Annotated in this window: 13 protein-coding genes; 3 read left to right on the forward strand and 10 right to left on the reverse strand. The window is 39.8% G+C overall.

The window, feature by feature from the left end; all coding sequences use genetic code 11:
* Window positions 1–26: 26 nt before the first annotated feature.
* The 4 genes from IE199_RS14750 to fabB all read right to left on the reverse strand — a co-directional run bounded on the left by IE199_RS14750 (window position 27) and on the right by fabB (window position 7,595).
* Complete coding sequence (locus IE199_RS14750) at window positions 27–3,677, reverse strand: FimV/HubP family polar landmark protein (protein ID WP_189771992.1); 3,651 nt, start codon at window positions 3,675–3,677, stop codon at window positions 27–29.
* Window positions 3,678–4,139: 462 nt separating this feature from the next.
* Entirely contained in the window at window positions 4,140–5,159 is a 1,020-nt protein-coding gene (locus tag IE199_RS14755) for an aspartate-semialdehyde dehydrogenase (protein WP_189772001.1), read from the reverse strand.
* Window positions 5,160–5,185: 26 nt separating this feature from the next.
* On the reverse strand, window positions 5,186–6,307 hold the full coding sequence (locus tag IE199_RS14760) for a 4-phosphoerythronate dehydrogenase (RefSeq protein WP_189772003.1): 1,122 nt from the start codon (window positions 6,305–6,307) through the stop codon (window positions 5,186–5,188).
* A 76-nt stretch (window positions 6,308–6,383) separates the two neighbouring features.
* Entirely contained in the window at window positions 6,384–7,595 is a 1,212-nt protein-coding gene (fabB, locus tag IE199_RS14765; protein WP_189772005.1) for a beta-ketoacyl-ACP synthase I, read from the reverse strand.
* 174 nt (window positions 7,596–7,769) lie between these two features.
* Here fabB and mnmC point away from each other — a divergent pair, with 174 nt between their 5' ends.
* Window positions 7,770–9,758 carry a bifunctional tRNA (5-methylaminomethyl-2-thiouridine)(34)-methyltransferase MnmC2/FAD-dependent 5-carboxymethylaminomethyl-2-thiouridine(34) oxidoreductase MnmC1 gene (gene mnmC, locus IE199_RS14770; RefSeq protein WP_229854745.1) on the forward strand — a complete coding sequence of 663 codons (1,989 nt, stop codon included), beginning with the start codon at window positions 7,770–7,772 and terminating at the stop codon, window positions 9,756–9,758.
* Here mnmC and IE199_RS14775 read toward each other — a convergent pair.
* The 4 genes from IE199_RS14775 to nhaA all read right to left on the reverse strand — a co-directional run bounded on the left by IE199_RS14775 (window position 9,755) and on the right by nhaA (window position 12,968).
* Window positions 9,755–10,021, reverse strand: coding sequence for a YfcL family protein (locus tag IE199_RS14775; RefSeq protein ID WP_189772009.1), 267 nt, complete (start codon window positions 10,019–10,021; stop codon window positions 9,755–9,757). The genes mnmC and IE199_RS14775 overlap by 4 nt on opposite strands.
* 17 nt (window positions 10,022–10,038) lie before the next feature.
* Window positions 10,039–11,169: an ATP-NAD kinase family protein gene (locus IE199_RS14780; protein WP_189772011.1), complete on the reverse strand. Its 1,131-nt coding sequence runs from the start codon at window positions 11,167–11,169 to the stop codon at window positions 10,039–10,041.
* Window positions 11,156–11,707, reverse strand: coding sequence for an elongation factor P hydroxylase (locus IE199_RS14785; RefSeq protein ID WP_189772013.1), 552 nt, complete (start codon window positions 11,705–11,707; stop codon window positions 11,156–11,158). Before IE199_RS14785 ends, IE199_RS14780 begins: the two co-directional genes overlap by 14 nt.
* Before the next feature lie 76 nt (window positions 11,708–11,783).
* Window positions 11,784–12,968: a Na+/H+ antiporter NhaA gene (gene nhaA / locus IE199_RS14790; RefSeq protein ID WP_189772015.1), complete on the reverse strand. Its 1,185-nt coding sequence runs from the start codon at window positions 12,966–12,968 to the stop codon at window positions 11,784–11,786.
* Window positions 12,969–13,210: 242 nt separating this feature from the next.
* Here nhaA and IE199_RS14795 point away from each other — a divergent pair, with 242 nt between their 5' ends.
* Window positions 13,211–13,684, forward strand: coding sequence for an Lrp/AsnC family transcriptional regulator (locus IE199_RS14795; protein WP_189772016.1), 474 nt, complete (start codon window positions 13,211–13,213; stop codon window positions 13,682–13,684).
* A gap of 29 nt (window positions 13,685–13,713) precedes the next feature.
* On the opposite strand, the gene IE199_RS14800 is transcribed toward IE199_RS14795, so the two are convergent.
* Window positions 13,714–14,397, reverse strand: a complete 684-nt coding sequence (locus tag IE199_RS14800) for a hypothetical protein (protein WP_189772018.1) — start codon at window positions 14,395–14,397, stop codon at window positions 13,714–13,716.
* A gap of 60 nt (window positions 14,398–14,457) precedes the next feature.
* Complete coding sequence (locus IE199_RS14805; RefSeq protein ID WP_189772050.1) at window positions 14,458–14,667, reverse strand: helix-turn-helix domain-containing protein; 210 nt, start codon at window positions 14,665–14,667, stop codon at window positions 14,458–14,460.
* 160 nt (window positions 14,668–14,827) lie between these two features.
* Between IE199_RS14805 and IE199_RS14810 the strand changes: the two genes are divergently transcribed.
* Window positions 14,828–15,025 (forward strand): hypothetical protein, encoded by a 198-nt coding sequence (locus tag IE199_RS14810; protein ID WP_189772020.1) that lies wholly within the window; start codon window positions 14,828–14,830, stop codon window positions 15,023–15,025.
* Window positions 15,026–15,180 lie beyond the last annotated feature (155 nt).

The raw sequence follows: 15,180 nt of genomic DNA on the forward strand, positions 1-15,180 counted from the left end.
GCCGCAATTAGCGGCTTTTGTCTTTGTTAGTCAAATTTATCCAGTAGTTGCTGAGCTTCATATTGTTGATCAGCATCGCCAATCTTTAATACGTCATTAAGGATTACTTCCGCATTCTCATTGTCGCCAATTTCAATATAAACTTTAGCTAAATCAAGTTTCGCTGCGGCTCCATTATCATCTTCTTCGTCGACATCAATTTGATCCACGCCACTAGTAAATTCTGGAAACTCACTTAATCCAACATCAATATTAGTTTTTTCATATGGCTCAATCGACATCTCGTCTTCATCTAGCGTTGAAGAAATCAAATCATCAACAGAAATATAATCTTCATTCTTATTCTGCTGATCTGACGCCAATCCAGACTCAGGTTGCGGCTTAGACTCCACCTCTTGCTCGGATGCACTATCAAGATCAGAAACAACATCTAAGTCATCACCAATATCTAAGGCATCGTCAGATGTATGCCCTTCTTCTTCGATATTGGCAAGCAGTTCATCAAAGTCTAAGTTATCTAACTCTTCTATGTCATCAAGCTCTTCAGCTTCCTTTGACGGTTCTGATGTATTAGAGTTTTCATCTGCTAGTAAATCTGCTAACACGTTGCTGTCTGTAAAATCAGGAGTGATTTCTTCATGTTGCTCTTGAGTATCTTCTGGCTCTTCATTAAGTAAATTACTCAATGCAGATTCGTCAAACTCGTTGTAAGCATCAGCAAGAATACTGTCATCAAAATCCTCTGAGACACTTGCATCATTCGCTGTAACGTCAGCATTTTCGTCAGATGTTTCCGTGCTTGTAGTTTCGCTACTTTCTACTTGCTCTATCGCTTCATCACTTGAATCAACCACATCATTTTGATTTTCAAGTGTTTGTTCAGTTGCTTCTGCCTCTGCCATGATGGCATCAATATCGATATCATCTACTTCTACTTCTTCGGCAGCTTCTGCTAATTCAGGGGCGTCATCCAATCCAAACGGTTTATCTGTCATCAAATCACTGAAGTCGGCTGATAAAAATGGCGCAACATATTCTTCAGTAAAGTTTTCAATTTGTTGACTGTAATTCTCTAACTCAGAGTTTTCATCAGTAACACCATCAGCATCAAGTAAGTTCTCAATGTCCTTAATATCATCACTTGCTAAATCTATAGAAGCCGTGTCACTGCTGATAATATCACTTTGTTCTGTAGACTCATCAGTAGACAATAAATCATCGATGTCACTGACATCAGTAGCTTCTACATCAACATTTCCTGACATAGAATCCATTAATGCATCAATATCGTCTGGATCGCTTAGTTCACCCTGCAAATCATCTGCAGGTGCTTGAGCTGTTACCTCTGGTGCTGCTGGGCTTGCCATTGACTCCATTAATGCGTCAATATCGTCTGGATCGCTTAGTTCACCTTGTAAATCATCTGCTGACGCTTGCGCTTTTTCCTCTGGAGCGGCAGGGGTTTCCGCTCGGCTCGCCATTGACTCCATTAACGCGTCAATATCGTCTGGATCGCTTAATTCCCCCTGTAAATCATCTGCTGGCGCTTGAGCTTTTTCCTCTGGAGCGGCAGGAGTTTCAGCCGCTGGGCTTGCCATTGACTCCATCAAGGCATCAATATCGTCTGGATCGCTAAGCTCGCCCTGTAAATCATCTGCTGATGCTTGAGCTGTTACCTCTGGAGCTGCTGGGCTTGCCATTGACTCCATTAACGCGTCAATATCGTCTGGATCGCTTAATTCCCCCTGCAAATCATCTACTGGCGCTTGATCTTTTTCCTCTGGTGCAGCTGGAGTTTCCGCCGCTGGGCTTGCCATTGACTCCATCAGCGCATCGATATCGTCTGGATCGCTAAGTTCGCCCTGTAAATCATCTGCTGGCGATTGATCTTTTTCCTCTGGTGCAGCTGGAGTTTCCGCCGCTGGGCTTGCCATTGACTCCATCAACGCGTCGATATCGTCTGGATCGCTAAGTTCGCCCTGTAAATCATCTACTGGCGCTTGATCTTTTTCCTCTGGTGCAGCTGGAGTTTCCGCCGCTGGGCTTGCCATTGACTCCATCAGCGCATCGATATCGTCTGGATCGCTAAGTTCGCCCTGTAAATCATTTGCTGGCGCAGCTGCTGTTGTATCTAATAAATCATCGATATTATCAGATTCCAATGTATCCTCTTCAACCGGTGGCTGATCTGCCATTGAGTCCATTAACGCGTCAATATCATTAGGATCTGAGAGTTCTATATCTTGCTCAATTTCGACGATTTCTTCTTGATTAGCTTCGTCTAACAAATCATCAAGGGCATCTTGATCTAAATCGCTACTTTCTGGCGTATCTTCGGCTTTAGCCTTACTTTCCGTACTCTCTTCGTCATCATCTAAGTTTGACAATAGTGAATCTAAATCGTCTTGGTCTAATTCGCCACCTTCAAGAATGTCCGGTTCGGTATTGTCGTCTAAAGAAATTTCTTCCAAGTCGTCAAGGTCATCAAGATCGTCTAAATCATCTAAGTCATCCAAACTGTCATCTAAATGAATAACATCATCATCAAGCAATTGGTCGCTGAGTGACTCCAAATCATCACTAAACAACTCATCTTCTTTTGTCGTACCATCTTCAGCTAAATCAATCGATAGCTCATCATCCAGTGACAATTCATCGTCAAGTGACAGCTCGTCATCAAGCGAAAGTTCGTCATCAAGAGAAAGCTCTTCACTCGCTTTTGGTTTTTCGCTTGTCGACTCCACGACTTCTTCTTTTGCCGGGGATATTTCTTGCTGACGTCCTTCGCTCTGTTCACCTTGCTTTCTACGCATGTAAAATAGCAAACCTAAAATAGCGATTAACGCTGGTATAACAATACAAGCTGCAACAACTAGTGGATTATTAAATAGATTTTGTTCTTCCTCAGCTTCACGTTGATTTTTCAACATTCGCTCTTGCTCTTCAGCTTCCGCTTTATCCAGTAAAGCTTGAAGTAAAGCAATAGTTTGTTGTTGCTGAGTTTCAACATCTTTACTTTTAGCAACTTCTTTTTGCATATTGGTTAGTTGACCGGTGAAGTCGTTTAACCTTTGTTTTAATGCTTCATTTTCTTTAAGAATTGCCTGTAGGCCGTCAATAGAGTCTAAAACGTCGTTTTGTATCGTCTCCAAGCGTTTTTGTTGCGACGCGTCATAAGACTGTAGTTGCTCGTTAATTTCTGTTTTGGCTTTTTCAAGATCTTGTTTTTGAACTGAATCTACCGGAGGCTTAGCTTTTTCTTGAGTTTTAGCAACATCAGTAGTCACTTTTTTCGCCCATGAATTATCATCAGCATCAGATTTTTGTTTTGCCGCCGACGGGTTAACTCTGGCGATTTCATCACGGCTGGGGATCAATAAATATTGGCCGTTAACTAAGTGATTTAAATTGTTATCATTAAATGCATTAGGATTTTTTTCATACAACGCCTGCATCACTTGATAAACAGAAAACGCAGGATCAGGTCTTACTTTTAACGCAATGTTCCACAGAGTATCGTTGGAAGTAATAGGTCCGTATCTATCGTAAGGAAATACGTCACTGCCCTTCGGGCCTCGGATCTGTATTCCACCTTCCTGAGCAAATGATGGTACGCTGAGTGTGCCAATGCTAATGATGAGAGCTTGCCAAACCAGCAAGCGAAGCAATTGTTGCATCAAGTATTCCTAGCTTTTATTTTAATTTGCCAATAGTTTGGCGCTTGTCACTGAAAAAATTAAAGCAATAATTATTCCACACCATAAATATTGCTACTTTTAAGTTAGCACGTCTTGCACCAATTTAAATAACTATTTGGTCACTTAACAAAAGTTAAACGACTTAGAGACGAGGCATTTATTACAAAGAACAAACACTACATAATTAAATTCAACAACTCGGCATGTAAGTCTTTAAACTCGCCCTAGGGAGCTATTAAGCCTCGTGAAAACTTATCTAAGTAACCAAATAAAAAAGCACTTATTTAAATGTATTCACCCGTTCTAAATGTGATTTTAGAGGCCTAAGTCGATCAAATATTTAATTGAATTAGTATTATTGCTTTATTCTTAATTTATAACAAAAAAACTCGCCGTTAACTATAACGGCGAGTTTTTATTTTTCTTCAATTTATCTGCGGCTTAGCTTAAATAGTCTTTAATCAATGCTTCCGCAATTTGAATACTATTTGTCGCAGCACCTTTACGAACGTTATCCGCAACTACCCACAGGTTAATACCGTTTGGGTGACTAATATCTTCACGGATGCGGCCAACAAATGTCGCATCTACACCACTAGCTTCGCCAATTTGAGTTGGGAAGTCTTCATCCTTTTCACAGACAACAACACCTTCAGCCTGTTTAAGAAGTTCTTTTACTTCTTCTGCAGAAATTTGATCACGCGTTTCGATGTGAATAGCTTCTGCATGACCAAAAAACACTGGCACACGAACTGCAGTTGGGTTAACGCGAATATTGTCGTCGCCTAAAATCTTCTTAGTTTCCCATACCATTTTCATTTCTTCTTTGGTGTAACCATTGTCTTGGAATACATCAATTTGTGGGATAACGTTAAATGCGATTTGACGAGAGAAGTTTTTCGTTTCAATCGGCTTGCCACTTAATAGGTCAGCGCATTGCTTCGCCAACTCGTCCATCGCTTCTTTACCCGCACCAGAAACTGACTGGTATGTACAAACATTAATACGTTCAATACCCACTGCATCATGAATAGGCTTTAGCGCTACCATCATTTGGATAGTAGAACAGTTTGGATTAGCGATGATATTACGGTTACGGTATTCAGCAAGAGCATGAGGGTTAACCTCTGGAACCACTAATGGAATATCGTCTTCGTAGCGAAACTCAGAAGTATTATCAATCACGATACAACCAGCTTCACCAGCAATAGGTGCAAATTTAGCAGAAGTTGAACCACCCGCTGAAAAGAAGCCAATTTGCGCCAAACTAAAGTCAAACGTATCGGCATCAATAACTTCAATGCTTTCACCGTTGAATTCAATAATTTCACCAGCAGAACGTGCACTTGCAAGTGGATAAAGCTTATTTACTGGAAAATCTCGTTGTTCCAAAATTTCCATGATAGTTTTACCTACCAAACCAGTTGCACCTAATACACATACATCGAATTTTTGAGCCATACCTTTATCTCTCTTGTTGCTCTTGTTTATTGCTGAGTAAACCCAAGTTGATAGACTTGTGTTCCATTTACATTGTTTGTTTGAGTCACAGTTATTGCAGAAAACTCCCGGCGAACGGGGTAAGTTTTGCGGATATAGTCGAAACCATGACTTGCTAGTTGTTGGCGAAAAATACCGTCATCTCGCCGCACATCGTAAACCATTTTTACTAGTTGGTTTAGTGTTATTTCATCAAATTCTTGTTGCAGTTCAATATGACCAATCGCAGGCTTGGGCAAATAATCAACAAGGAAGTTTTCTACTGGTTTATCAATACACTGACATACTGCCTGATAAAGCATTTCAGTGCCACGTGCTTTTCCTTCTAAGCTATAACCTGCAATATGCGCGGTGGCAATATCACAAAAAGCGATTAGCTCTGTTAATACATTTGGTTCATTTTCCCAAACGTCCATCACAAGTGTAAGGCTGTGACCTTTTTGCTTTAAATGCAACAACGCTTGATTGTCAATGACTTCACCACGACACGCATTGATCAGTATTTGATCTTCTCTAAAGCTTTCTAGTCGTTGTTCGTTTAACAAATGAAAAGTCGGATGGTCACCGTCAAGTGTTTTTGGTACGTGTAAAGAAACCACATCACATGCAAGTACTTCATCTAGCGTTGAAAAAACTCTATTATCTTCAACAGATTCAGCCAAAAATGGGTCGTACAATTTATATGTAATTCCCAGAGCATCGAGCTTTTCACTAAGCCTTGTCCCTGTGTTTCCGGCACCGATTATGCCAACAGTTTTAGTCAGCAACGAAAATTGATAACGTTCCGCCAATACAACTAGACTGGAAAGTACATATTCTGCGACCGAGGTTGCATTGCAACCTGGGGCTGAAGTAAATGTAATATTACGACTGGTCAAATAGTCTCGATCAATATGATCAAAACCTATGGTTGCAGTACCGACAAACTTAATATTGGGGCTATTGGCCAACAGAGCTTCATTTACTTGAGTAATAGAACGCACCAATAACACGTCGGCATCAATTAATGAATCTGCTGCTAATGTGCGCCCAGCAAAAGGATACAGATTGCCCATTCCAGCAAACATTTGTGCCGCGTATGGCATATTTTCGTCGTAATAAATATTCATAATATTTTCTTTTGGCATTAAAAAAGCCGTTAACTTTCGTTAACGGCTTTGATGAAAATCTAGACCGTCAACGGTGCTATTTATATTTCTTCATCAGTAAGGTAGCGTTAGTGCCACCAAAACCAAAACTATTCGACATTGCAAGATTGATTTCTTGTTCACGTGTTTCAGTAACAATATCTAAACCTTGTGCTTGCTCATCTAAGTTTTCAACATTAATTGAAGGGGCAATAAAATTGTGCTCCATCATTAATAAGGTATAAATCGCTTCATGAACACCTGCAGCGCCTAATGCATGACCAGTCATTGCTTTGGTCGCACTGATAGCAGGAGAATCATTACCAAATAATTCTTGAATTGCACCTAGCTCTTTTACATCGCCTACAGGAGTTGACGTGCCGTGAGTGTTTAAGTAATCAACTTTACCTTCAACACCATGCATCGCTTGTTGCATACATCGTACCGCACCTTCACCACTAGGAGCTACCATATCATAACCGTCAGATGTTGCGCCGTAGCCAACAATTTCAGCATAGATATGTGCACCACGAGCTAATGCGTGCTCTAGCTCTTCCACAACAACCATGCCGCCACCGCCAGAGATAACAAAACCGTCACGATCAGCATCGTATGTACGAGAAGCACGATCTGGTGTGTCATTGTATTTAGTTGATAACGCCCCCATGGCGTCAAACATCATAGCTAGTGACCAATCAAGTTCTTCACCGCCACCAGCAAAAACGATATCTTGCTTACCTAATTGAATTAGTTCAGCGGCGTGACCAATACAGTGTGCACTTGTCGCACATGCAGAACTGATAGAGTAGTTAACACCTTTAATTTTAAATGGTGTAGCTAAACATGCTGAACAAGTACTCGACATTGTTTTAGGCACTGCATAAGGACCAACACGTTTAACGCCTTTTTCACGTAACGTATCTGTTGATGCCACAACGTTAGCTGATGATGCACCACCAGAGCCAGCAACAATACCAGTTCTGAAATTTGATACTTGCTCTTCGGTTAATTTTGCGTCAGTGATCGCTTCTTGCATTGCAACATAAGCAAAACCAGCAGCATCACCCATAAAGCGTAATGTTTTACGATCGATATGGTCTTTCGGGACAAGCGTTGGGTTACCCCAAACTTGGCTTCTTAAACCTTGTTCTTCGAAGCTATCAGACTTTGTGATACCTGAACGACCTTGTTTTAATGAAGCAAGTACTTCTTCAGCGTTATTACCAATACTAGATACGATACCTAATCCGGTGATCACTACACGTTTCATTTAATTAACCATCTCAAAAATAGAAATTCGGGCGTATGATACAGAACTTTGCCCCTCATACTGGTCTGTCCAGCGTACACTTGTACACTGATTATTGCAAACCATGACAATGAGGTAGAAGTATAGGTAAAATATTCGCTGTGTATAGCCCTAAATTGTTAAAAAGTGATTAAAGTGAACGATAGCAGTAATATTACCTTTCAAGCGGACGGCTCTCCGTATTCAACTCAGTTCGATGATATCTACTTTGACACTGAATCTGGCTGTTTACAAAGTGAACAGGTGTTTATTAATGGCAACAATATTGAACAAAAAATACAGAGTTCAAGTAAATTATTAACGGTTGCAGAAACCGGATTTGGTACCGGTTTGAATTTTTTGTTAACGCTGAAACGTTATCAGGCAATTCGCTCACTGCAAAAAACCGCCAAGCTGCACTTTATTACCACAGAAAAGTTTCCATTAACTAAAGCTCAACTTACTCAATCGCTTGCTTGTTTACCGCATTTAAAATCACTTGCTCAAGAACTGGTTGAACAATATCCAGAAACAGTAATTGAAAACACTGAGATGTACTTTTGTAGTGGTGATGTCAAACTCACCATTTTAGTTGGTGATGCTGCAACCAGCTTTGCCAATTTACGACTAGCAAAAAATCAAAAAATAAACGCTTGGTATTTAGATGGTTTTTCACCTCAAAAAAACCCTGACATGTGGCAAGATGCCTTATTTGAGCAAATGGCACGATTGTCAGCAGCAGATGCAAGTGTTGCCACATTTACCGTTGCAGGAATTGTTCGTCGCGGTTTAACTAGCAATGGCTTTAGAGTACAGCGCCAATCATACGGCGGTAAAAAGAAAGAAATTCTAACGGGTAAATTTCAACAACACCTAAATATAATCAATGGCTACCAACTAAGGCCTCTTAATCACAAGCCACAACATGTCACTATTATTGGTGGAGGAATTGCCAGTGCCTGTGCTGCGCTATCACTGGTGCAACAAGATATTAAAGTTACGATTTTGTGCAAAGACAAAACCATTGCGCAGGGGGCATCTAGTAATCATGTTGGCGCCCTATATCCGCTCATCCATCAAAGCAAAGATGACATCAGCTTGTTTTATCAAAAAGCCTTGGTAACTGCTCGTAAAACATATCAATCGGTACTAGATAACGGTTTTAACTTTGCGCATCAATGGTGTGGTTTACTTGAGTTATCGTTTAATGAAAAGCTGTTAAAACGAGAGCAAGGCATCAAAGCAAATAACATTTGGCCTAAATCCCTAATAAGAGCGGTTGACCAAACACAAGCGAGTAACCTTGCATCAATCACTCTAGATCACAGTGGATTGTTTATTGAAAACGCTGGCTGGGTTGCCCCACAAGAACTAGTCAATGCCATTATTCAGGCAGCAAATGCTACAGGGCTGTTGAAGATCAAAACCAATGTAAATGTACAAAGTATTAAACAAATTGATGAAAAAAAGTGGTCACTTCAAACTAATAAAGGCCCACTTAAAGCTAGTGTTTTAGTGTTAGCAACGGGTGCTGATTCAATCTCCTTGTCCCCGTTAAATCAATTGCCAATGTACCCAGTAAAAGGGCAAGTCTCGGCCGTGCAGAGCAACAGTAACATTAAAGCGTTATCAACCGTTATTTGCCACAAAGGGTATTTAACCCCAGCCCATCAAGATTTACATTGTATAGGCGCGACTTTTGATAAAACCTTTAGCGATTTGGAAACGTCTTCACAGAGTGACAAATACAATCTCGACATGTTAACCGATTCAATGGGAAATAATTTTGGTTGGCAATTAAGTGATATTAAACAAAGTAAAGCTAGGGTAAGGTGCATGACGCCAGATCACTTACCCATTGTGGGGCCTGTGGCAATTGTAGATGACCACCCCGAGCTATATTCACATCTAGCTAAAGATAAAAACTGGCATTACAAAACACCAGCACCTTATTATCAAAATTTATATACTTTGACCGGGCTAGGCGCTCGAGGATTGTGCTCAGCACCTTTGATGGCACAAATATTAACTGCTGATATCTGTGGCTTACCTTATCCGGTTGACGAAAAAATGTTATTTAACCTATCCAGCAACCGTTTTGTTGTACGAGATATTATTAAGCGCAAATATGTTATTGAAAATTAAGCAAACTTACTTTGAAGTGATTGCCAGTACTGATTAACCAATTGCCTATCGTCTGGCGATAACTCAGCTTTGGCATCATTTAACTTAGATTCAACACTATTTTGTAAGTCAGCAGAAATTGGCTGGCTTTCGTCGCCGAATTCACTAGCCGACAAGGCGACAAACCCTCTAATATAGCTAGATGCAAACAGCTCATCAGCACATGCGTCTTGCTCAGCTAATTGGTCAAAAAAGGTATAAAGTTGTTCGATAGTTGAAATCAAAATAAAATTCCTTTGAGTTATTCGGGGCTAGACACCGGATAAAGTACTTGATCATTGTAACCTGTAGTTATGCTCATATAGCCAGAAAGTTCCTGATCTAATTCCCCATCACCAGTGTCTGCAATCAATGGACGATTGTTTAAGGCATTAATTTTTGTTTTGGTGGCAATAATCGTAATATTATCTTTGCCTATGGCTCTGATCACTCGAGGGCTTAATTGCTGATTACCTCGACCAAAGATATGACCTTGACCACCGATAAGAGTAATCACCAATTTTACGCCGTTAGCCGCTTCGGTGATCAAATTATAAAGCTCAGGTTCAGTAATATCAGAAGCAATAAGCGCGTGATCTTGGATAACATCAACACCTAACAAAGTATTATCAAGGCCTAACTCTTCCATTAAAAATGCAGTTGTTGAGCCTGATCCAATAACGTAAAGCTCATCTTCCATTTTATTAATCACATCAGCGGCAATATCCTGCAATACAAGTTCATCTGACTCTTTTCCGCCTGCTTTTACCGCTTGAACATATCTAAGCTCTGCCGGCACTTGCATTTCGCCATAGCGTTTAGCCTTAACAACTCCCTCTCTAAAAAGAGACTCGTCTATGTCCATCACATCAGCTTCGGTTAGGGTCACTAATTGATTTGTTACCATTAATTCAACGATGCGCCCAGCTGCTTTGGGCGTTACTGCATAGACACCTGAGTGTATTTTACAACCGGCGGGGATACCTAATACAGGAAATGTATCGCCTACTTTGGCACAGACATTTCGTGCCGTACCATCACCACCGGCAAAAAGTAGTAAATCAATATTTTGTGCAAGCAAGGCATCTACTGCATCTTCTGTATCTTGTGCCGTGGTTTTATCTTGGTCTACTTGATGAATAATCTGGTAATTAAAGCCCAAGGCTTTAGCTGTGTATTCACCCATGTCGTTATTAACCGTGTAAATGGTGATTTGCTCTTGATACGGTTTTAGAATTTCAAGCGCTTGTTTTGCTCTATCATTAGACTTAGCCACGGCGCCTAAAGCCATTGCTTTTTCAGCAATTCCTTCACCATCACTTCCCTTTAGTGCAACGCTGCCACCAATACCGGCAATGGGGTTGATGATTAATCCAAGCTTAAACATCGGCATACAACTCCTGATCAAGTTCAAATAAGGCTTCATTAAGCCTTGAGGGTGTTTGATAAAACGACGCCAGTGCATCGATAAATTGTTGAGCGCGTTGAGGAAAACCCTGTGACAAGTAGTTTTTCACCTGCTGATACACTTGTAATCGAAAGGCCGCGGTATCTGCTCCTTCGCCATTTAAATTATCTGCAGAAACATTAAAACCTTTGCCCGCAGCTATACTAAACGCCCATTCTATTGCTTGTGGTTTTACTTCTACTTGTTCAAATGCCTTTTGCTGGTCAATCGTTCTACCATCAGGCTCATACCAATAGCCAAAATCTTCCAACGTTCTTCTATACTCGCCGGCAATACACCAATGTGCGATTTCATGTAATGCGCTAGAGTAATAACCTCGAGCGAATACAATTTGATTATGATCACATTGTTTAGAAACAGGTAAATACACCGGCTCATCACCGCCTTTAACCAGGCGCGTGTTATATTGCTCGAAAAAAGTTTGTTCGAATATTTTGATTAAATCTTGATAATTGTGCTGCATGAAGACAACTTGCTAGACAATTTTGCGGTATTTTAACGAAAAATGGCGATGTTTAACATCGCCATTTGGAAGATTTTTAGCCCTTCGACGACGGCAGGTGTTTTACTCTATTTTTAATCAACAAGTAGCCTAAAATACCTGAGATCAATGAGCCAACGATAATACCCAACCTATCTTGGAAAACTGCACCGTCAGCAGTTTGCTCAAACGCTAAAGAACCGATAAATAAACTCATCGTAAAACCTACACCACAAAGCATTGATACGCCGTACAGTAGGCCCCAGTTCACATTCTCAGGTAACTTGGCAAAACCAAGCTTAATCGCGGCAAAACAAAAACCAAAGATACCTAACTGTTTACCAATAACTAAACCGGCAATAATACCAAGTGGCACTGGTGAGGTAATTTCAGATAACCCTATTCCTTCAAAACTGATACCGGCATTGGCAAAAGCAAATATCGGCAAAATAATAAAGGCCACCATCGAGTGAAGGTTATGTTCTAACGATTTTAATGGAGATGGCTCACCAGGTTTACCATGCATTGGGATAAACAACGCCAACACCACACCTGCTAATGTTGCATGTACACCGGACTTTAACACCGCAATCCATAATATTACCCCAAAGAATAAATAGGGTGATGTATCAGTACATCCTCGACGGTTAATTCCAAAGAGAATAACCAACATACAGGCTGCAACGATAAGTGAATTAATTGATAAGTTATCAGTGTAAAACACAGCAATAACAATAATTGCGCCTAAATCGTCAAAAATAGCGAGTGAAGTTAGGAATATTTTTAGTTGTAATGGAACCTTAGAACCAATAATAGCTAAAATACCAAGAGCAAAAGCAATATCGGTTGCCGTTGGTATTGCCCAACCTTTTATGGCTTCTGGGTTATCCCAGTTTAAATAGGCATAACACAATGCAGGCACTAACATACCACCAATGGCACCAATTAAAGGCAAAGTAATTTGACCCGGTTGAGATAAATCACCGTCTAGAAATTCTCTTTTTAGCTCTAAACCAACTAAAAAGAAAAACATTGCCATTAAACCATCGTTTATCCACAACAACAGAGGCTTAGCAATTTCAAAATTGCCTACTGCAATAACGACAGGTGTGCTCAACAATAAGTCGTAATAAGGTGAAAGTGGAGAATTAGCTACCACCATAGCTAACACTGCGGCTGCCATCAAAATGAGACCACTTGCCGCTTCTAATTTAAGAAAATCTTGTATTGTTTTTATCGTCATATCAATCCATACAAATCAACAAACTGCCAGACATATTATGTCTTTATACTAATGAACACAATGAAAAGCGTACATTAATAACCTAATATTAACATTTGATATATCCAGATCAACTACACGTTATTTATTCGGAATTTATCTTATAAAATCGACATTTATTTTATTTTTCGGCAAAAACACTTGCGTTTACTGATAAAAATAAGTGTAGTATGCAAAAGCAAGAATAACAGAAGAATTAACCAATGAAAAAATTAGATGATATTGACTTGCGCATATTAACTATTTTGTACAAAGACGCAGATATCACCAACAAAGAGCTTGCCGCACAAATAGGTATCGCTCCATCAACCTGTCTTGAACGCGTAAAACGCATGAAGTCCAGTGGTATCATTAAAGGTGCTTTTGTTGAAATTAATTTTAAAAGTATCGGTGGTAACATCGAGGCAATTGCAGCTATCAGATTACAACCGTATTCAGAAGAAATTGTAAATAAGCTTCGTGATGAGTTGATTCAGCTGCCTGAAATAGTGAGTTTGTATCATATGGGTGGTAGTTACGACTACTTTATTCATATGTCTGTTAGAGATAGCGAGCACTTACGCCAGTTTGTTTTCAACGCAGTAACCTCACGTGATGAAGTACAAACAGTGGAAACATCGTTAGTGTTTGAACATACTCGTAGTGGTGTATTACCAAGCTTTGACGATGAGGAGTAGATTAACCCTTCACCGTCAAATCCCCTAATTTAAAACATTTTTGCTTTTGACAGTTTTAAATTTTCAATATCGTAATACAAAGGCTTCATGGTGCCACAGTTAAGAAATTTATAGTGTATTTCATTTTCTTGAGGCACCATGACCGACGTTTTGAACTTCTGCAAACAAGCGCCTTCAAGATCAACTAACAATAGATGTTCAAAACTAGGTGGTTGAGCAATTTTATGAATATAAATCCGCTCGGTTTTACCTATATCAATAACATCATACTCTTGCCACAATGATGGTTTTGCCAGATCTTTGAGCTCACGAGCATACAGTAACTTGTCAAAGGCAATGGCTTTGTCTTTATAAATTAATTCACCACCACGTTGATAATGACCTCGGTAGACGTCTGCGGTAATTACCAACTTTTCGCCACGTATTAACCGTTGAATATTGAATTCTTTAGGTTTGATGGTTACCTGCTCTGCATCTCGAACCAAGTTAAGAAAAGGGATTTCCTTGCTTTCTATTTTATATACTAATTGCACATTATGCGGTTGATTATATTTAGCGATATTTGAGGCATAGATGCGCGATGAATGGGCAACCAAAACCATACCGTGAACGCCAACATATGCTGGGTCAAGCGGAGGTAGCTCCTGCTCTTCACGAGCAATCGATTGAAAACTAAGAGAAATGAAAAGGATGAAATAAAGGAAATAATGCATGAATGTGTCCGTTATTGGCTGAACTTCTAATTATAGACCTTTGATGAGTTTATTAAAGATTTAGCTTTCTATTTCCAGTAAATCCCCAGGTTGGCATTGTAAGGCGTCGCATAATGCTATCAGCGTAGTAAAACGGATAGCTTTCGCTTTACCGCGTTTTAAAATGGATAGATTTGCTAATGAAATACCAACAATTTCTGAAAGCTCAGTTAAGCTCATTCCCCTTTGAAGCAACAAAAAATCAAGATTTACTTTAACTTGTGATGTCATCACTTAATCAACCATTCACATTAGAAGCTTGCCTCTATGTTATCCAAGATTACAGTTAAATCAACATAAATTCATCGTTTATCGATAAATTATTATTGACTATCGATAATCATGAGGTGTATTTTAACAATAGACTACTTTTTAAACACGGAGTAATGTTATGTGGAGTTTGATTGTATTAATTTTTGCTATTATCTATTTTGCGATAATTGTTAACCTTAGCTACCGCTTGGGACAACAAAAAACGGAAAATGCACAACAAGCTGCAGTTATTGGCTTTGTATTAGCGTTTGTACCGCCTATCGCATTAATTTATCTGGCTGTTCTATTTTTCAAGGACGATACTGCAATCGTTTAAATCTGTTTATACAGAAAAATATCAGCTCAGTAGATTCCCCCGGGCATGCCCGGGGTACTTACTGTTACAACTCCATTCGGAGTTGATCTGAATCCTTACGACCTTGATACTCAACGTAGTTCCGTATTACTGCTTCGTCTACACCTACGCTACTT

Source organism: Thalassotalea marina (assembly GCF_014656435.1).
GTDB classification, from domain to species: Bacteria; Pseudomonadota; Gammaproteobacteria; order Enterobacterales; family Alteromonadaceae; genus Thalassotalea_C; species Thalassotalea_C marina.